This window comes from Streptomyces sp. 840.1 (assembly GCF_003751445.1).
GTDB lineage: Bacteria > Actinomycetota > Actinomycetes > Streptomycetales > Streptomycetaceae > Streptomyces.
Map to the genome: position 1 here is coordinate 2,184,153 of NZ_RJUU01000001.1, position 18,861 is coordinate 2,203,013.

Annotated in this window: 13 protein-coding genes; 6 read left to right on the forward strand and 7 right to left on the reverse strand. The window is 71.1% G+C overall.

Annotation, left to right across the window (positions count from 1 at the left end):
- Window positions 1-225: 225 nt before the first annotated feature.
- The 4 genes from EDD93_RS10000 (at window position 226) to EDD93_RS10015 (ending at window position 4,511) form a co-directional block, all read left to right on the forward strand.
- Complete coding sequence (locus EDD93_RS10000; RefSeq protein WP_123524815.1) at window positions 226-1,077, forward strand: M24 family metallopeptidase; 852 nt, start codon at window positions 226-228, stop codon at window positions 1,075-1,077.
- Window positions 1,074-2,855: an SDR family oxidoreductase gene (locus EDD93_RS10005; protein WP_123524816.1), complete on the forward strand. Its 1,782-nt coding sequence runs from the start codon at window positions 1,074-1,076 to the stop codon at window positions 2,853-2,855. Before EDD93_RS10000 ends, EDD93_RS10005 begins: the two co-directional genes overlap by 4 nt.
- On the forward strand, window positions 2,852-3,802 hold the full coding sequence (locus EDD93_RS10010; RefSeq protein ID WP_123524817.1) for a MerR family transcriptional regulator: 951 nt from the start codon (window positions 2,852-2,854) through the stop codon (window positions 3,800-3,802). The genes EDD93_RS10005 and EDD93_RS10010 overlap by 4 nt, the downstream gene beginning before the upstream one ends.
- 166 nt (window positions 3,803-3,968) lie before the next feature.
- A complete protein-coding gene (locus EDD93_RS10015) occupies window positions 3,969-4,511 on the forward strand; it encodes an RNA 2'-phosphotransferase (protein WP_123524818.1) in 543 nt (180 codons plus the stop codon).
- 80 nt (window positions 4,512-4,591) lie between these two features.
- On the opposite strand, the gene EDD93_RS10020 is transcribed toward EDD93_RS10015, so the two are convergent.
- Window positions 4,592-5,494, reverse strand: a complete 903-nt coding sequence (locus EDD93_RS10020) for an LLM class flavin-dependent oxidoreductase (RefSeq protein ID WP_123524819.1) — start codon at window positions 5,492-5,494, stop codon at window positions 4,592-4,594.
- Window positions 5,495-5,756: 262 nt separating this feature from the next.
- Entirely contained in the window at window positions 5,757-6,614 is an 858-nt protein-coding gene (locus EDD93_RS10025; protein WP_260255682.1) for an oxaloacetate decarboxylase, read from the reverse strand.
- Window positions 6,615-6,904: 290 nt separating this feature from the next.
- Between EDD93_RS10025 and EDD93_RS10030 the strand changes: the two genes are divergently transcribed.
- Entirely contained in the window at window positions 6,905-7,846 is a 942-nt protein-coding gene (locus EDD93_RS10030) for a Cof-type HAD-IIB family hydrolase (protein ID WP_123524821.1), read from the forward strand.
- Between the two features lie 49 nt (window positions 7,847-7,895).
- Here the strand turns inward: EDD93_RS10030 and EDD93_RS10035 are convergent, their stop codons facing one another.
- The 5 genes from EDD93_RS10035 to hisC all read right to left on the reverse strand — a co-directional run bounded on the left by EDD93_RS10035 (window position 7,896) and on the right by hisC (window position 17,311).
- Window positions 7,896-9,674 (reverse strand): GAF domain-containing sensor histidine kinase, encoded by a 1,779-nt coding sequence (locus EDD93_RS10035; RefSeq protein WP_260255683.1) that lies wholly within the window; start codon window positions 9,672-9,674, stop codon window positions 7,896-7,898.
- Window positions 9,675-9,746: 72 nt separating this feature from the next.
- Window positions 9,747-13,283, reverse strand: coding sequence for a thiol reductant ABC exporter subunit CydD (gene cydD, locus EDD93_RS10040; RefSeq protein ID WP_123524822.1), 3,537 nt, complete (start codon window positions 13,281-13,283; stop codon window positions 9,747-9,749).
- A 40-nt stretch (window positions 13,284-13,323) separates the two neighbouring features.
- Window positions 13,324-14,325 carry a cytochrome d ubiquinol oxidase subunit II gene (gene cydB, locus EDD93_RS10045; protein WP_123524823.1) on the reverse strand — a complete coding sequence of 334 codons (1,002 nt, stop codon included), beginning with the start codon at window positions 14,323-14,325 and terminating at the stop codon, window positions 13,324-13,326.
- An 18-nt stretch (window positions 14,326-14,343) separates the two neighbouring features.
- Window positions 14,344-15,852, reverse strand: a complete 1,509-nt coding sequence (locus EDD93_RS10050) for a cytochrome ubiquinol oxidase subunit I (RefSeq protein WP_123524824.1) — start codon at window positions 15,850-15,852, stop codon at window positions 14,344-14,346.
- Between the two features lie 379 nt (window positions 15,853-16,231).
- Window positions 16,232-17,311 (reverse strand): histidinol-phosphate transaminase, encoded by a 1,080-nt coding sequence (gene hisC, locus EDD93_RS10055; protein WP_123524825.1) that lies wholly within the window; start codon window positions 17,309-17,311, stop codon window positions 16,232-16,234.
- Between the two features lie 371 nt (window positions 17,312-17,682).
- Here hisC and EDD93_RS10060 point away from each other — a divergent pair, with 371 nt between their 5' ends.
- Window positions 17,683-18,795 carry a LacI family DNA-binding transcriptional regulator gene (locus EDD93_RS10060; protein ID WP_078617615.1) on the forward strand — a complete coding sequence of 371 codons (1,113 nt, stop codon included), beginning with the start codon at window positions 17,683-17,685 and terminating at the stop codon, window positions 18,793-18,795.
- The last annotated feature ends 66 nt before the right edge of the window (window positions 18,796-18,861 follow it).

Here is an 18,861-nt window from a genome sequence, read left to right on the forward strand (position 1 = left end):
ATGTACAGACCCGTAGGGGGACCCCAGGAAGGAGGAGGCCGGCGGTCCGGTTTCCGGTTGCCGCTCCGGGTGGTGTGCGGCCACCGCGTACTGCGCGGTCTCGGGATGGTGCGCGGGGTTGTCCACAGGTCCGGCGGACCTCTTGACGTAGCCGCCGGACATTGTCACATTCATCAGTGTCACGTTACGGGCACGTACCGCACACGGCAGGGAACGGACGGTGGCATGGGTACGCGAGTGAACAGCCAACTGACCCCGGAGCTTCGTGGGTTCAGAGAGGTGCAGCGTCTCGCGTCCGCCTGCGCGGAAGCGGTCGCAGCCCGCCTGCGGCCGGGGGTGACCGAGCGGGAAGCGGCCCGGATGCAGCGCGAGTGGCTGACCTCGCGCGGGGTGCGGGACTGGTTCCACCTGCCCTTCGCCTGGTTCGGGGACCGCACGGCGTTCACCGGATTCAAGGTGCCGCTGCAGTTCTTCCCGACCGACCGGCGGCTGGAGCCGGGGATGCCGTTCATCCTCGACATGGCGCCTGTGTACAAGGGGTTCACCGCGGACATCGGCTATTCGGGCTGCCTGGGGCTGAACCCGCTGCACGACAGGCTCCTTGCCGACCTGGAGGCCCACCGCGACCTGATCCTGCGCGAGGTGCGCGAGCGGCGCCCGCTGCGCGAGATATACGAGGACGTCGACCGCCTGATGATCAGGCAGGGTTACGCCAACCGGCACCGCGCGTATCCGTTCGGCGTGATCGCCCACAAGGTCGACCGCGTCACCGAACGCCGTTGGTCGCCCCGCGTGTTCGGGTTCGGCAGCCAGTCGCTCAAGGGGCTGTTGAACGATGCGGTCCACGGGCACCGGGACGGCTGGTCGCCGCTGTGGAGTCCGTACCGCTTCTCCGACCATCCCCCTCAGCCGGGGCTGTGGGCGGTGGAACCCCATATCGGATTCCGGGGTACCGGCGCGAAGTTCGAGGAGATCCTGGTCGTCACCGACTCACGGGACCCCGAGCAGAGCGCCTTCTGGCTGGACGACGATCTGCCGCACGTGCGGCGCTGGGCCGAGGAGAGGGTGGCGGCATGAGTCTGCTGGATCTGCCGGGGGCGCGCGAGCGCCGGGTGGCCACGGGCGGTATCGAGCTGTGCGTCGTCGAGCTGGGTGAGGCGACGCGTCCGACGATCGTGCTCGTGCACGGCTATCCGGACAGCAAGGAGGTCTGGACGCAGGTCGCCCGGCAACTGGCCGAGCGGTGGCACGTCGTGCTGTACGACGTGCGCGGCCACGGCAGCTCGACGGCGCCCGTCCCGCTGCGCGGCGGCTTCACCCTGGAGAAGCTGACCGACGATTTCCTGGCCGTCGTCGACGCGGTGAGCCCGGACCGTCCGGTGCACCTGGTCGGGCACGACTGGGGCTCGGTCCAGGCATGGGAGTTCGCGACGGTCAGCCGTACCGAGGGCCGGATCGCCTCCTTCACCTCGATGTCCGGCCCCTCCCTCGACCACTTCGGGCACTGGATCAAGCAGCGGATGGCCCGGCCCACTCCGCGCCGGGTCGGCCAGCTGCTGGGCCAGGGCGCCAAGTCCTGGTACGTGTACATGCTGCATACGCCGGTCCTGCCGGAGCTCGCCTGGCGCGGGCCGCTCGGCAAGCGGTGGCCCGGCATCCTGGAACGGCTGGAGAAGGTGCCGCCGGGCGACTACCCGACGGCGTCCCTGCCCGAGGACGCGGCGCACGGGGCCTGGCTCTACCGCGACAACGTCCGGACCCGGCTGCGCAGGCCCCGCACCGACGCCTACGCACACGTGCCGGTCCAGCTGATCACACCGACGGGCGACATCTTCCTTTCGGAGCAGCTCTACGACGGACTCGATTCCTGGGTGCCGCAGTTGACCCGTCGCTCGCTGCCGGCCAAGCACTGGGTGCCGCGCACCAGGCCGGACCAGCTGGCCTCCTGGATCAATGAGTTCGCCGCCGCCAACGAATCGGCCGGGCAGGGCGGCGTCCCGGTGCGGGACGCCGCGCCGAAGGGTGCGCACGCGGACCGCTTCGGCGGACAGCTCGTCCTGGTGACGGGCGCGGCCGGCGGCATCGGGCGGGCCACCGCCTTCGCCTTCGCCGAGGCGGGCGCCCGGGTGGTGGCCGTGGACCGGGACGCGGAGGGTGCGGCCCGGACCGCGGAGCTGGCCAGGCTGATCGGGGCGCCGGCCGCCTGGGGTGAGACGGTCGACGTCAGTGACGAGGCGGCCATGGAGAAGCTGGCCGAGAAGGTCGCCAGCGAGTACGGGATCGTCGACGTGCTGGTCAACAACGCCGGGATCGGGCTGTCCGGTTCGTTCCTGGACACGACCGTCGAGGACTGGAAGCAGGTCCTCGACGTCAACCTCTGGGGTGTCATCCACGGCTGCCGCCTCTTCGGCAAGCAGATGGCCGAGCGCGGACAGGGCGGCCATATCGTCAACACGGCCTCCGCCGCCGCCTATCAGCCCTCGCGCGCCCTCCCGGCGTACAGCACGTCGAAGGCCGCCGTGCTGATGCTCAGCGAATGCCTGCGCGCCGAGCTGGCCGAGAAGTCGATCGGGGTCAGCGCGGTCTGCCCCGGCATCGTGAACACCAACATCACCGCGACCACCCATTTCGCCGGGACCGACGCGGCGGAGGAACAGCGGCTGCGGAAGCGGACGAGCAAGCTGTACGGGGTCCGCAACTACCCTCCGGAGAAGGTCGCCGAGGCGGTCCTGCGCGCGGTCGTGCGCAACCAGGCCGTCGTCCCGGTGACGCCGGAGTCGCATGCCGCCCGGTTCCTGTCCCGGCTCAGCCCCGGGGCGCTGCGTGGCATCGCCCGGCTGAAGCCGCCGCTGTGAGCGGCCAAGGGCGCTCGTCCGGGCGGGCGGTGGCGGAGTACCGGATCGAGGACCTCGCGCACGCCAGCGGTGCCACGGTCCGCACGATCCGTGCCTACCAGGACCGGGGGCTGCTGCCGACGCCGGAACGGCGGGGCCGGGCCAATGTGTACCGGGACACCCATCTCGCCCGGCTCCGGCAGATCGCGGACCTGCTCGACCGCGGCTACACCCTGGCCAGCATCAAGGAGTTGCTGGAGGCCTGGGACACCGGTCGCGGCCTCGGCGGGGTGCTCGGGCTCGTCGCGGAGGTGCACGGGCCGTGGACCGACGAGCGGGCGGACCGGATCACCCGGTCCGAGCTGGACGCGAGGTTCGGCGGCACCCAGGACGAGCAGGCCGTCGCGGAAGCGGTGGACCTCGGGGTGCTGGAGCGCATCCCGGGCCGCGAGGACGAGTTCCTGGTGCCGAGCCCCCAGGAGCTTTCGGTGGCGGTGGAGTTGCACGCGGCGGGCGTTCCGTTGAGCGCGATCTCCGGTCACCTGAGGGAGCTTCGGGGACAGGTCGAGCAGATAGCGTCCCGTTTCCTGGAGTTCACCACGGAGCACGTATTCGCCCGCTATCTCGGCCATCGGCCGCCGACCGACGCCGACGCGGCAGAGGCCGCGTCGCTGGTACGCAGACTCCGTCCGCTCGCCCAGCAGACGGTGGACGCCGAACTCGCCCGTGCCATGCGGACGTTCGCCGCGCGCCATCTTGAGCACCATCTCACCGCCGAGGAACCCTCCACCGCGGGTGTCACCGCACATCCGCCGGCGCCGGTGACTCTGGCGCGCGGGACAATCGCCGCCGTGGAGCGGCTGGTTGGCCGGGAGAACGCCGTCGCCTTCATCACCGCAGCCACCGAACGTGAGCTACAGGCAAGGACATTGAACGCACTTGCTTCATCTCACCTCAATGCGGACTAACTTCACCAATTACCCTAAATCTTACGCCACTTGTCCACAGAACCAGCAAATTACCTGTGGATAACCCGAGTTGGCTGTGGATCAAACCTGTGTACAGGAATTGCCCCTGTGAATCGCGTACGAAATCCGGATGCGCGGGAGGAGACGCCGCGGGCACCCTGGACCGATGGACGAAAGACGCACCGTCAAGGTGTCGAAGTACCTCTCGAAGCACCTGCGGCACCAGCCGGAACGGATCGGCCTCCAGCTCGACGCACACGGCTGGGTCGCCATCGACGACCTGCTCCGGGCCACGGACCGCCACAACTTCCCGCTCACCCGGGCCGAGCTCGACCAGGTGGTCGCCTCCAACGACAAGCAGCGATTCGCGGTCGAGGGCGGCCGCATCCGGGCGAGCCAGGGGCACACCGTCGACGTGGACCTGGACCTGCCACCGGCCGAGCCGCCCGCGTACCTCTATCACGGCACGGTCGGCCGGTTCCTGGACACGATCCGGAGCGAGGGGCTGCGGCCGATGGACCGCACCCACGTGCACCTCTCGCCGGACCGTGAGACGGCGACCCGCGTCGGGGCCCGGCGCGGCCGGCCCGTCGTGCTGTCCGTGGACGCCGGCGCGATGCACCGGGCCGGTCACACCTTCTGCGTCAGCGCCAACGGGGTCTGGCTCACCGCCGGGGTACCCCCGGAGTTCCTGCGCCTGCCCGGCTGACCCGGGAGCGGGACGGCGACGCTCCCGGTGCCCCGGAGCCGGCCACCCGCGCTCCGGCCGGAGACGAGGGCGTGGCGGGCTCAGCCCAGCTGCCGGAGGGCTTCCGTCGCGATGCGCTCGAAGACGCCCTGATCAGCGGCGAAGTCGGAGTCGGGGATCGGCCAGTGGACCACGATCTCGGTGAAGCCGATCTCGCGGTGCCGGCCCGCGAAGTCCACGAAGGCGTCCACCGAGGCAAGCATCCCGGAGCGGTCCGGCGTGAACGCGGTGAGCAGGACCTTGTCCAGCTCGGCCGCATCCCGCCCGGCCTCCCCGCACGCCGCCGCGATCCTCGCGACCTGCCCGCGCAGCGCCTCGTCCGACTGAGCCGGCGTGCCCTCCTCGTAGAGCTTCGGATCACCCGTGGTCACCCACGCCTGCCCGTACCGAGCGGCGAGCCCGAGCCCGCGCGGGCCGGTCGCGGCGACGGCGAAGGGCAGCCGGGGCCGCTGCACACAGCCCGGGATGTTCCGCGCCTCGACCGCCGAGTACAGGGACCCCTCCTGCGTCACCGCGTCCTCGGTGAGCAGCCGGTCCAGCAGCGGCACGAACTCGCCGAAACGGTCCGCCCGCTCACGCGGCGTCCAAGCCTCCTGCCCCAGCGCCGTCGCGTCGAAGCCGTTCCCGCCGGCTCCGATCCCCAGCGTGACCCGGCCGCCGGAGATGTCGTCGAGGGAGATCAGCTCCTTCGCGAGCGTCACCGGATGCCGGAAGTTCGGCGAGGTGACGAGGGTGCCCACCCGGAGGCGGGTGGTAACCGTCGCGGCGGCGGTGAGGGTGGGCAGGGCACCGAACCAGGGGCCGTCGCGGAAGGTGCGCCACGAGAGGTGGTCGTAGGTGTACGCCGTGTGGAAGCCGAGCTCCTCGGCGCGCTGCCACTTCGCCCGGCCCCCCTCGTGCCAGCGGTCGACAGGGAGGATCACGGTGCTCAGGCGCAGGCTCATGACCCGAGCCTACGTGTCGCCGCCTCGGTAGGCCGCGCCGTCACCCCTAGGGCCTGTCTTCAGACTGCCGTCGTCGCCCGAAGGGCCGCCCGGCAGACGGCAGTTTGAAGACAGGCCCTAAAGGTTGTTGCACAACGGCGATCACGCCCGGATTCGGCCATCTCGGGCATGATCAACTGCCCGTTTGTGCACCGTTTTCCACCGGCCTGGGCGGCGACCGCAGGCTGGCCCTGGAGATCGTTCGGGCCTTGTGCAACAACCTTTAGCCCTGGGCTTCGCCCGTACCCGTCATCCAGCGGTTCACGTCTCCGTAGGGCGGGGCCTGGGCGGCGAATTCGAAGGTCCCGTGGTCGAGCACCTCACGGGCCGCCCGGACGAATCCCCCCAGCGCCGCCCGGGACAGGGTCGATCCGAGGCTGATCCGGCGCACCCCGCAGTCCGCGAGCGCGGACACGTCCAACGCCGGCTGCGGGCCCCCCGCAAGGACGTTGACCGGCCGCCCGACCGAGGCGCACACGGTACGCACGGCCTCGGCCGACGGCAGTCCGGGCGCGTACAGGACATCGGCGCCCGCCTCCTCGTAGGCCTGCAGCCGACGGATCGTGTCGTCGAGGTCGGGGCGCCCGTAGAGGAAATTCTCGGCGCGTGCGGTGAGGGTGAACGGAAAGGGCAGGGCCCGCGCCGCCTCCACCGCCGCCGTCACTCGGTCCACCGCCTCCGCGAGCGGACGGACCGGGTCGCCGGGCAGCCCCGTGGCGTCCTCCACCGAGCCACCCACCAGTCCCGCCTCCGCAGCCGCGCGAATGGTCTCGGCCACCCCCTCCGGATTCTGCGCGAAGCCGCTCTCCAGATCGGCGGAGACCGGCAGCGGCGTCGCGGCAGCGATCTCCCGGGCGTTCGCGAGCACCGTGTCACGGTCCAGCAGATTGGAGCCGTCCGGCAGGCCGAGGGCCACGGCGAGACCGGCACTGGTCGTCGCGAGCGCCGGGAAACCGAGCCCGGCCAGGATCCGGGCAGTGCCCGCGTTCCACGGGTTGGGGATCACGAAGGGGCCGGGCCCGTTGTGCAGTTCGCGGAACACGGCGCCCCTGGACCGCAGCTCACTCAAAGACAGTCGCACTTTCGCTCTTCCCATCACGTAGTCGGAATCGGGTACTCGTACCGCCTCGGCGGGATGTCCGGCCGGTGGCGGCACGCGCGCCGCCACCGAGCGATGAAATCAGCACATCGGCCGGCCGGCGGGCAGGTCCGGAAAGCGGCTGTGCCGGTGTCCGGCGGACGATCCAGCGGGTGCGCCGCAGGTGACACGCACGGCATATGCCAGCGGAATGTCCTCCTGTTCAGGAGCGTGCGTACTCAGATGTGCGCCCCTACGCACGCCCGTGCACCCTGGTACGCGAGAATGGAGCGGTGACCTCAGCTACCGACCGCCCTCTCCCCGCCGCTATCCGGCTGATCGCCACCGATCTGGACGGCACCCTCCTGCGCGACGACAAGACCGTCTCGGACCGTACGGTCGCGGCGCTCGCCGCCGCCGAGCAGGCCGGGATCGAGGTCTTCTTCGTCACGGGCCGCCCTGCCCGCTGGATGGGCGTCGTCAGCGACCACGTCCACGGCCACGGCCTGGCGATCTGCGCCAACGGCGCCGCCGTCGCGGACCTGCACGACGGCGGGCGGCTGCTGAAGGTCCGCGCCCTGGACCGGGCCACCGCCCTGGACGTCGTGCAGACCCTGCGCGCGGCCGCCCCCGGCACCTCGTTCGCCGTCGAGCTGGCCACAGGCATCCACTACGAGCCGAGCTACCCGCCCTTCCACCTCGATCCCGGCGCGACCGTGGCCATCGCGGAGAAGCTCCTCCACGAGGAGACACCCGGCACCGGCGCCCCCGTGCTGAAGCTCCTCGCCCACCACGGGGAACTGGCCCCGGACGACTTCCTCGCCCTGGCCCGGACGGCCGCGGGCGACCGGGCGTCCTTCACCCGGTCCAGCCCGAGCGCCCTCCTGGAGGTCAGCGGTCCGGGCGTCTCCAAGGCCAGCACGCTGGAGCTCTGCTGCGCCGAGCGCGGCGTCTCCCCCGCCGAGGTCGTCGCGTTCGGTGACATGCCCAACGACGTGGAGATGCTGAGCTGGGCGGGTACCTCCTACGCGATGGGCAACGCCCACCCGGCCGCTCTGGCGGCGGCCACCGGCCGTACGTCGACCAACAACGAGGACGGCGTCGCGGTCGTCATCGAGCGGATCATCGCCGAGCGGGCCGTCGCGAACCGCACTGCCCCGGACCGCACTGTCCCGGACCGCACTGTCCTGGACCGGACAGTCGCGGAGCAGGCGCCGTCCGGCACGGAGCTCTGAAACGGCGCGAGCCGGTACCGGGCCACCCGGGCACGCGGGCAGGGGCCCGTCAGAGCGGTGCTTCCCACACCACCGTCGTGCCCCCGCCGTCCTCCCCGAGGCCGGGCCCGAACCAGCTGGCCCCGCCCAGCGACTCCGCCCGGCGGGCCAGGTTCCGCAGCCCGCTGCGCCGACCGCCCGGCGGGATGCCCACACCGTCGTCGGCGACCGTCAGCCGTACCGCGTCCCGCCCGTCGGGGAGCGTGGCGGTCGCGTCCACGACCACGTCGATCCGGGATGCCACGGCATGCCGGAAGGCGTTGGACAGCGCCTCCCGCAGCGCCGCGATCAGGTTCTTCCCGGTCAGCTCACCGACGACCGCGTCGACCGGGCCGAGAAAGCGGTGTGCCGGCTTGAAGCCCAGCGGGACCGCCGCCATGTTGATCTCGCGCAGCACCCGGGTCCGCAGCCCCGACGGCGCCTCGGCCGGCTCCTGCTGCAGCGCGAAGATGGCGGTACGGATCTCCTGGATGGTCACGTCCAGCTCGTCGACCGCCCGGCCGACGCCGGTCTGCACCTCCGGCACGTCCGAGCGGCGCTGAGCGCTCTCCAGCATCATCCCGGTGGCGAACAGCCGCTGGATGACCAGGTCGTGCAGATCACGGGCGATCCTGTCCCGGTCCTCGTAGACCGCGAGCCGCTCCCGGTCCCGCTGTGCCTCGGCCATCATCAGCGCCAGCGCGGCCTGCGAGGCGAACTGGGCGGCGAGGGTCCGCTCCGTCTCCGTGAACGGCCGGTCGCCCCGGGCACGCGGGGTGGCGAGCGCGCCGAGCACCCGGCCTCCGCTGTGCAGCGGAAGCAGCATGCTCGGACCGAACCGGTCCGCCAGCGTGGTGATCATGCGGGGGTCGGTGGCGGAGTCGTCCACGAAGACGGCCTCGCCGCCCAGCAGCATTCCCACCACCGGGCTCTGTGCCGGGATGATCACCCCGAGCGCGCCGGTCGGTTCCGTCTCGGACACGGCGACGATCTCCAGGCCGCCGTCCTCGGCGGGCAGCAGCACGATCCCGGCGGCGGATGCGGCGAGGTGGCGGGCCTGTTCGGCCACGACCGCGAGGGCGTCGTCGGCGTCCCCGCCGGAGAGCAGGGCGGTGGTCACGGCCACCGAGCCGTCGATCCAGCGCTCGCGCTGCCGGGCCGCCTCGTACAGCCGGGCGTTGCCGATGGCGATGCCGGCCTCGGTGGCCAGCACCCGCACCATGTGCAGGTCGTAGTCGGTGAACTCGCCCCCGCCGTCCTTCTCGGAGAGATAGAGGTTGCCGAAGATCTCGCCCTGCACCCGGATCGGCACGCCGAGGAACGTGCGCATCGGGGGGTGGCCCGGCGGGAATCCGGCGAACCGGGGATCGGCCGTCAGATCCGCGAGCCGCACGGGGCGGGGGTCGTGGATCAGCGCGCCGAGCAGGCCCCGGTGGCCGGTCGGCCGGTGGCCGATCTCGCGCGCCACCGGCCCCGGAACCCCGTAGGTGACGAAGTCCGAGAGGCCCTTGCCCTCCTCGTCCACGACTCCGATGGCCGCGTAGCGGGCGTGGGCCAGTTCGGCCGCCGTCTCGCAGATCCGGTCCAGGGTGGTGTGCAGTTCGAGCCCGGTGCCGACGGAGCGCATGGCTTCCAGCAGCTGCGGCACGCGGGCGGTGAGCTCGGTGGACAGGCCGCGCAGACTGCGGGTCGCCTCCGTCGCGGCCTGGAGCGACTCCTCCGGACGCGCGGGGTCCTCGGTGCCATCGGGGTGTTCCGGGTGCTCCGGGTGCTTCGAATCCTTCGAGTCCTTCGGACCCTGCTCTGACATACCCAGAGCGTAGTTAGTCCCTTTTGTTGGGGAAAGTCGAAGACCGACTTGTCCCCGTCAGGCCGGTACCCCTCAGCCGCGCCCGCCCGGCGTCGCCGCCTCCGGCTCCCGCACGGTCTCGCGCTCGCGCGCCAGCATCCGGCTCAGCGGCCCGTCCACCGCCACGAGTGCCGCGTACGGACCACGCTGCACCACCGCACCCGCATCCAGGACCACCACCTCGTCGACCGCGTCCAGGCCTTCGAGCCGGTGGGTGATCAGCACCGTCGTACGTCCTCGGGTCGCCGCCAGCAGGTCGGCCGTCAGGGCGTCGGCGGTCGGCAGGTCGAGGTGCTCGGCGGGCTCGTCCAGAACGAGCACGGGGAAGTCCGCCAGCAGCGCACGGGCCAGCGCGAGCCGCTGCCGCTGGCCCCCCGAGAGGCGGGCGCCGTGCTCGCCGACCAGGGTGTCGAGGCCCTCCGGCAGCGCCTCGGCCCAGTCCAGCAGCCGGGCCTGCGCGAGGGCGTCGCGCAGTTCCGCGTCGGTCGCTCCGGTACGGGCGAGACGCAGGTTCTCCCGGATGGAGCTGTCGAAGATGTGGGCGTCCTGGGCGCAGAGCCCGACGAACCGCCGGACCGTGTCCCCGTCCAGTGCGGACGCCTCCACACCCCCGATCCGGTACGTCCCCGCCCGCGCGTCCAGGAAGCGGAGCAGGACCTGGGCGAGCGTTGTCTTCCCGGAACCCGACGGGCCCACGACCGCGATGCGCCGGCCGGCCTCCAGCGTGAGGTCCACGGAGTCCAGGGCGTCCTGCCGTGCCCCCGCGTACCGGGCGGACAGCCCCCTTACCTCCAGCGGGAAGGGCGAGGCCGGTGCCTCGGCCGGGGTGGCGGGTTCACTCACGGGCACCGGGGCGTCCAGCACCTCGTACACCCGCTCCGCGCTCCGCTTGACGCGTTGCCGGTACTGCACGGCGAGCGGGAGACCGGTGACGGCCTCGAAGGCGGCCAGCGGGGTGAGGACGACGACGGCGAGCTCCACTCCGGCCAGCCGTCCGTCGGCCACAGCGGGGATGGCGACGAGTGCGGCGGCGACCACGGTGAGGCCGCCGATCAGCGCGGTCAGTCCGCCGCCGAGCGCGGTGACGGTCGCCGCCCCGGAGGCGATCCGGGTGAGGACGCCGTCGGCCTCCCGGGTCCTGGCCGAGCGTCCGGGCAGGGCGCCGGCCACGGTCAGTTCGGCCGTCCCGCCGAGCAGGTCGGTGATCCGGGTCGCCAGCTCGGCGCGGGCGGGCGCCAGCCGGCGCTCCGTGCGCCGGGCACAGGCGCCACTGACGAGCGGGACCCCGACCCCGGCGAGCAGCAGTCCGGCGGCGAGCACGACGCCCGCCTCCGGCAGCAGCCAGCCGGTGAAGCCGGCGGTCGCCGCGCCGACGACGACCGCGGTCCCGGCGGGCAGCAGCCAGCGCAGCCAGTAGTCCTGCAGTGCGTCCACATCGGCGACGAGCCGCGAGAGCAGATCCCCGCGCCGGGTCCGGCGCAGGCCTGCCGGCGCGATGCGCTCCAGGCCCCGGTAGACATCGACGCGCAGCGCGGCGAGCATCCTGAGCACCGCGTCGTGCGAGACGAGGCGTTCGGCGTAGCGGAAGACCGCCCGTCCGATGCCGAAGGCGCGGGTCGCCGTCACCGCGACCATCAGGTAGAGCACGGGGGGCTGTTCGGAGGCGCGGGAGATCAGCCAGCCGGAGACGGCCATGAGGCCGACCGTCGAGCCCAGCGCGAGGCTGCCGAGCAGCAGGGCGAGCGCGAGCCTGCCGCGCTGGGCCCCGGCGGCCTCCCTGACCCGGGCCAGCACGTGTCCGGTCCGGACGGCGGTGTCCCGCAGCGCCTCGGGCTCCCGCGCCTCGGGGCCGCCGATGAGGTCGTCGGGGGCGCCGGCGGGATGCGGCACGGCGAGGGGGGCGGCCGGGGCGGCGGGCCCGGCCGGTCCGGCCGTCGCGGCCGGCTCCAGCGCCACCACGCGGCCGGCGACCGAGAGGAGGGCCGGCCGGTGCACCACCAGCAGCACGGTCCGCCCGGCCGCCAGCCGGCGTACCGCCTCCACGATGCCCGCCTCCGTCTCGCCGTCCAGGCTCGCGGTCGGCTCGTCGAGCAGCAGCACCGGCCGGTCGGCGAGGAACGCACGGGCGAGCGCGAGACGCTGCCGCTGCCCGGCGGAGAGGCCCGCACCGTCCTCACCGAGGAGGGTCGCGGCACCATCGGGCAGGGCCGCAACGAAGTCGTACGCCCCGGCGTCGCGCAGTGCGGCCGCCACCGCGCTGTCGTCCGCCTCCGGCCGGGCCAGCCGTACGTTCTCCGCGATCGTGCCGGCGAAGAGGTGCGGGCGCTGCGGGACCCAGGCGATCCGCTCCCGCCAGCGTTCGGGGGAGAGGTCCGCCAGGTCGGTACCGCCGATCCGCACCCGCCCCTCGTCCGGTGCCGCGAAGCCCAGCACCACGTTCAGCAGGGTGGACTTGCCCACGCCGCTCGGGCCGACCAGGGCGACGGTCTCCCCCTCCTCCACCACCAGTGAGGCCCCGGCGAGCGAGGGCTCGGTGCGGCCGGCGTGCCGGACGGTCACCCCGTCCAGCTCCAGCCGCAGCGACTTCGGGACCTCCCGCGTACCGCCCGCACGCGGCTCGGTCTCCAGGACCGAGAAGATCTCCTCGGCGGCCGACAGTCCCTCGGCCGCGGCGTGGTACTGCGCCCCGACCTGCCGGAGCGGCAGATAGGCCTCCGGCGCGAGGATCAGCACCACCAGGCCGGTGTAGAGGTCGAGTTCGCCGTGAACCAGCCGCATGCCGATGGTGACGGCGACGAGTGCCACGGAGAGCGTCGCGAGCAACTCGAGGGCGAAGGAAGACAGGAAGGCGATCCGCAGCGTGCGCACGGTCGCCAGCCGGTACTGCGAGGTGATGGTGCGGATGGACTCGGCCTGGGCCTTGGCGCGGCCGAAGACCTTCAGCGTGGGCAGCCCGGCGACCACGTCGAGGAAGTGGCCGGAGAGCCGCGAGAGCAGCCTCCACTGGCGGTCCATCCGCGACTGGGTCGCCCAGCCGATCAGAATCATGAAGAGCGGGATGAGGGGGAGCGTGACGACGATGATCGCCGCCGAGATCCAGTCCTCCGTGACCACGCGGGCGAGCACAGCCACCGGCACCACCACCGCGAGCCCGAGCTGCGGCAGATACCGGGCGAAGTAGTCGTCGAGTGCGTCGATGCCCCGGGTGGCGAGCGTCACCAGCGAGCCGGTGCGCTGCCCGCTCAGCCATTCCGGGCCCAGCGCAGCCGCCCGGTCGAGCAGCCGCCCGCGCAGCTCCGACTTGACGGCCGCACCGGCCCGGTGAGCGGCCAGCTCGGTGAGCCAGGAGACCAGGGCCCGGCCGAGCGCGACCACCGCGAGGAGCAGGAGCGGCGTACGCAGTCCGGACCCGGTGAGCCCGTCCTCGAAACCGCCCACCACCACTTCGGCGACGAGCATGGCCTGGGCGATGACCAGCCCCGCTCCGGCCACTCCGAGTACCACCACGGCCACCAGGAAGAGGCGGGTGGCACGGGCGTGGCGGAGCAGGCGCGGGTCGATCGGTTTCACGTGAAACACCCCATGGGACTCGGCTCGGTCAAGGCAGTGCTCAGTGCGCGTCGGCGATGTGGTGCGTACCGATCCGCTTGCGGAACACCCAGTACGTCCAGCCCTGGTACAGCAGCACCACGGGGGTGGCGATCCCGGCGCACCAGGTCATGATCTTCAGCGTGTACGGCGTGGACGAGGCGTTGGTGACCGTGAGGCTCCACGCATCGTTCAGCGAGGACGGCATGACGTTCGGGAAGAGCGTCAGGAAGAGCATCGCGACCGCGGCCGTGATGGTCACACCAGAGAGGGCGAAGGACCAGCCCTCGCGCCCCGCCGCGACGGCGCCGATCGCTCCGACCAGGGAGACCACGGCGATGATCATCGCGATCAGGCTCCAGCCGTCACCGTTGTCGGCCTGGGTCCAGATCAGGAAGCCCAGGGCCAGCACCGCGGTGACCGCGCCCAGCTTCAGGGCCAGCGCGCGTGCCCTGACCCGGATGTCGCCGACCGTCTTGAGCCCCGCGAACACCGTTCCGTGGAAGGTGAAGAGGGAGAGCGTGACCAGCCCGCCGAGGATCGAGTACGGGTTCAGGAGATCCCAGAAGTTGCCCACGTACTCCATGTCCGCGTCGATCTTCACGCCGCGCACGATGTTCCCGAAGGCCACGCCCCAGAGCAGGGCGGGGATCAGCGAGGTCCAGAAGATCGCGTTCTCCCAGTTGTTCTGCCACTTCTCCTCGGGCCGCTTGGCCCGGTACTCGAAGGCGACACCGCGCACGATCAGGCAGAGCAGGATGATCAGCAGCGGCAGGTAGAAACCGGAGAACAGCGTGGCGTACCACTCGGGGAACGCGGCGAAGGTCGCGCCGCCGGCGCTGAGCAGCCAGACCTCGTTGCCGTCCCAGACGGGCCCGATCGTGTTGATCAGGACCCGTCGTTCCTTGCGGTCGCGGGCCAGCAGCTTGGTGAGCACACCGATCCCGAAGTCGAATCCCTCCAGGAAGAAGTAGCCGGTCCAGAGGACGGCGATGAGCACGAACCAGACGTCGTGGAGTTCCATCTCTCGGCTCCTGCGCTCTCAGTAGGAGAAGGCCATGGGCCGGTCGGCGTCGTCATGGTCGCCGCCGATCCTGGTGGGCGGGTTGAGGTCGTCGTCCGTGAGCTCCGGAGGTCCGGCCTTGATGTACTTCACGAGCAGCCTGACCTCGACCACGGCGAGCGCCGCGTAGAGCAGGGTGAAGAGGATCATCGAGGTGAGCACCTCGCCCTGCGAGACGCCGGGGGAGACCGCGTGGCGGGTCTGCAGCACGCCGTAGACGACCCACGGCTGCCGGCCCATCTCGGTGAAGATCCAGCCCCAGGAGTTGGCGATCAGCGGGAAGAGCAGGGTCCACAGGGCGACGATCCAGTAGCACTTGGCGAGCTTGGGACTGAGTGCCTTGTTCTTGAACAGGACCAGATGCGGGACTTCGTCCTCACCGGTCCGCATGCCCGGTGGAAGCATGAACTTCTTCCGGGTCAGCCACAGTCCCAGGATGCCGAGGGCGAAGGACGCCATCCCGAAGCCGATCATCCACCGGAAGCTCCAGAAGGCGACCGGGATGTTGGGCCGGTAGTCGCCGGGCCCGTACTTCTCCTGCTCGGCCTTGTTGATGTCGTTGATGCCGGGGACGTAGGAGTTGAAGTTGTCGTCGGCGAGGAAGGACAGTATTCCGGGGACCGAGATCTCCACGGAGTTGTGCCCCTGGCTGACGTCTCCGTACGCGAAGATCGAGAAGGGCGCGGAGTTCTGCCCGTCCCACAGCGCCTCGGCCGCCGCCATCTTCATCGGCTGCTGCTTGAACATCACCTTGCCCAGCTGGTCACCGCTGATGGCGGTGAGCAGACCGGCGATCACCACGGTGATGAGCCCCAGCCGCAGCGAGGTCCGCATCACCGGGATGTGCTTCTTGCGGGCCAGGTGGAAGGCGGCGATGCCGACCATGAACGCCCCGCCGACCAGGAAGGCCGCCGTGATGGTGTGGAAGAACTGGGCGAGCGCGGTGTTCTGGGTGAGCACGTGCCAGAAGTCCGTGAGCTCCGCGCGTCCGCGTTCCTTGTTGATGCGGTAGCCGACCGGGTGCTGCATCCAGGAGTTGGCCGCCAGGATGAAGTACGCGGAGAGGATGGTGCCGAGCGAGACCATCCAGATGCAGGCGAGGTGGATCTTCTTCGGCAGCTTGTCCCAGCCGAAGATCCACAGGCCGATGAAGGTCGACTCGAAGAAGAACGCGATCAGCGCCTCGAAGGCCAGCGGGGCACCGAAGATGTCCCCGACGAACCGCGAGTAGTCCGACCAGTTCATACCGAACTGGAACTCCTGGACGATGCCGGTGACAACGCCCATCGCGATGTTGATCAGGAAGAGCTTTCCCCAGAACTTGGTGGCCCTGAGGTACTTCTCGTTGTTCGTCCGCACCCAGGCGGTCTGCAGGCCCGCGGTGAGCGCGGCGAGCGAGATCGTCAGGGGAACGAAGAGGAAGTGGTAGACGGTGGTCGTTCCGAACTGCCATCGCGCCAGGGTCTCCGGCGCCAGAGCTAGCTCCACGTCGTCTTCTCCTTACGTCGCCGTAGTTGCACCGGCATTTTGTCCTTTGAATCCGACTCATCTTGGGAGGAACCAGGACACGCTTGTGAACGCGTTCACATTCACAAGCAATTATGGCGCACAGACTTTCGGGATCTTCGAGGGGGGTACCCCCTTCGGGACAGGATGAGCATTCACCCCGAAGCGGACACGTCCGCACCGGGCGGAACACCGTCCCCGCACCAGGCCGGGAGCCCTCACCGCCGGGAGCGCTCACCCCCGGCCGGGCACGCTCGCACCCCGCCGGGCACGCGAACGGGCCCCGTGTCCCGCGCGCTGGATCGCACACGGGACACGGGGCCCGAGGGGCCGACTCCGACAGGCCGGTCGGCTCCGGGAGCTACAGCTCCTTGCGGTACGACTCCGTCACCTTCAGGAACAGGTCGTTCGCCTCGTTCTCACCGATCGTGACCCGGACACCCTCGCCCGCGAACGGCCGGACCACCACACCGGCCTTCTCGCAGACCGCGGCGAAGTCGGCGGTACGGTCCCCCAGCCGCAGCCAGACGAAGTTCGCCTGGGACTCCGGCACCGTCCACCCCTGCCGCACCAGCGCCTCGTACACCCGCTCCCGCTCACACACCAAGGACCCCACCCGGCCCAGGAGTTCGTCCTCGGCGCGCAGCGAGGCCACCGCGGCGTCCTGCGCGAGCTGGCTCACACCGAACGGCACCGCCGTCTTGCGCAGCGCGGCCGCCACCGGCTCGTGGGCCACCGCGAAGCCGACCCGCAGCCCCGCCAGCCCGTAGGCCTTGGAGAACGTCCGCAGCACCGCCACATTGGGCCGGTCCCGGTAGATCTCGATGCCGTCCGGCACGTCCGTGTCGCGGATGAACTCCTTGTACGCCTCGTCCAGCACCACGAGCACATCGCCCGGCACCCGGTCCAGGAAACGTTCCAGCTCGGCCCGGCGCACCACGGTGCCGGTCGGGTTGTTCGGGTTGCAGACGAGGATCATCCGGGTCCGGTCGGTGATCGCGTCCGCCATCGCGTCCAGGTCGTGGACCTCACCGTCGGTCAGCGGCACCTTCACCGACGTCGCACCGCTGACCTGCGTGATGATCGGGTACGCCTCGAAGGAGCGCCAGGCGTAGATGACCTCGTCGCCCGGTCCCGAGGTGGCCTGGAGCAGCTGCTGCGCCACCCCGACCGAGCCGGTGCCGGTGGCCAGGTGCGAGACCGGCACGCCGAAACGGTCGGACAGCTCGTTCATCAGACCGGTGCAGGCCAGGTCCGGGTAGCGGTTGAAGTGCGCGGCCGCGGCCATCGTGGATTCCATCACGCCGGGCAGCGGCGGATACGGGTTCTCGTTGGAGGACAGCTTGAAGGCGACCGGTCCGTCAGCCGCGGCCGGCTTGCCCGGCACATAGGCGGGAACGCCGTCCAGCTCGGCACGCAACTTGGGGCTCGTCTCGCTCACCGCGGGTCCTCCTCGACCGTCCGTACACATCAATACTGCTCACCTTATGAGGATTGAGGGCCGCTGCGAACGGCAGCACCGAGGATTCGTCCGGTGGGCCCCGGAATGAGGGGGAGCGCTCCTCCCCCTGGCGCGCGCCGGTGGCTCACTCCGTGGCGCGCGTCCCCCGAAGAGGTGAGTTGAGACCTCTTCGAGACCTCACCCCTACGACAGGCCCATCAGGTCAGACACCCGACACACGATGGTCCTGGCCGCCAACACCATTGCTTCCCAAGGGCATTGAGGCTAAATGATCATGCAGAAACGTGCCTGTCAACGCGTGCATATGCGATCGGACCAACTGCCCGTGCGAGCCCTACTATCGGCTCGCCATGACAGCAGCAGGGAAGCACCAGGTGAGCCGGACGGAGACCCCCCGGCGCGGCGGCAGGCGGGGCCGAGCAGGAATCCGGGATGTGGCCGCCGCCGCCGGAGTCTCCATCACGACTGTCTCCGACGCGCTCAACGGCAAGGGCAGGCTCCCGGACGCCACCCGCCGCCATGTCCGCGAGGTCGCCGAGCGCCTGGGCTACCGCCCTTCCGCCGCGGCCCGAACCCTCCGTACCGGCAAGTCCGGCCTGATCGGCCTGACCGTGACGACCTACGGGGACGAACCCTTCACCTTCACCGAATTCGCCTACTTCGCCGAGATGGCCAGAGCGGCCACCTCCGCCGCGCTGGCCCGCGGCTACGCCCTCGTCATCCTGCCCGCCACCTCACGCCACGACGTCTGGTCGAACGTCGCCCTCGACGGCACCGTCGTCATCGACCCGTCCGACCAGGACCCGGTCGTCACCGAACTCGTCCGCCAAGGGCTGCCCGTCGTCTCCGACGGCAGGCCGGCCGGGACCCTCCCGGTCACCGCCTGGGTGGACAACGACCACCGCGCCGCCGTGCTCGACCTCCTCGACCACCTCGCCGCCGCCGGAGCCCGCCGCATCGGGCTGCTCACCGGCACCACCACCGACACGTACACCCGGCTCTCCACCACCGCGTACCTCCACTGGTGCGAGCGGGTGGGCCAGGACCCGGTGTACGAGTCCTACCCCGCCCACGACCCGTGCGCGGGCGCGGTGGCCGCCGACCGCCTGCTGGCCCGCCCGGACCGCCCCGACGCCGTCTACGGGCTCTTCGACCCCAACGGCACCGATCTGCTCGCGGCGGCCCGCCGGTACGGCCTGCGCGTCCCTGAGGACCTGCTGCTGGTCTGCTGCAGCGAATCCACGGTCTACGCGACGACCGAGCCGCCCATCACCACGCTCTCGCTCAAACCCCGCAGAATCGGCACGGCGGTCGTACAACTGCTCATCGACGCCATCGAAGGCGTCGACCAGGACGGCCCGGTGGAGCAGGTGATACCGACGGAACTCATCGTCCGGACCTCCTCCCAACGCCGTCCACCCCGCACCACGGTCAGCGCACCGCGCTCACCGGCAGGGGATTGATCAGACCAATTGGGATCAATCGGCCGACGAACCCGGGGTGCGTTCGGATTCACCACCCCTGGTGCG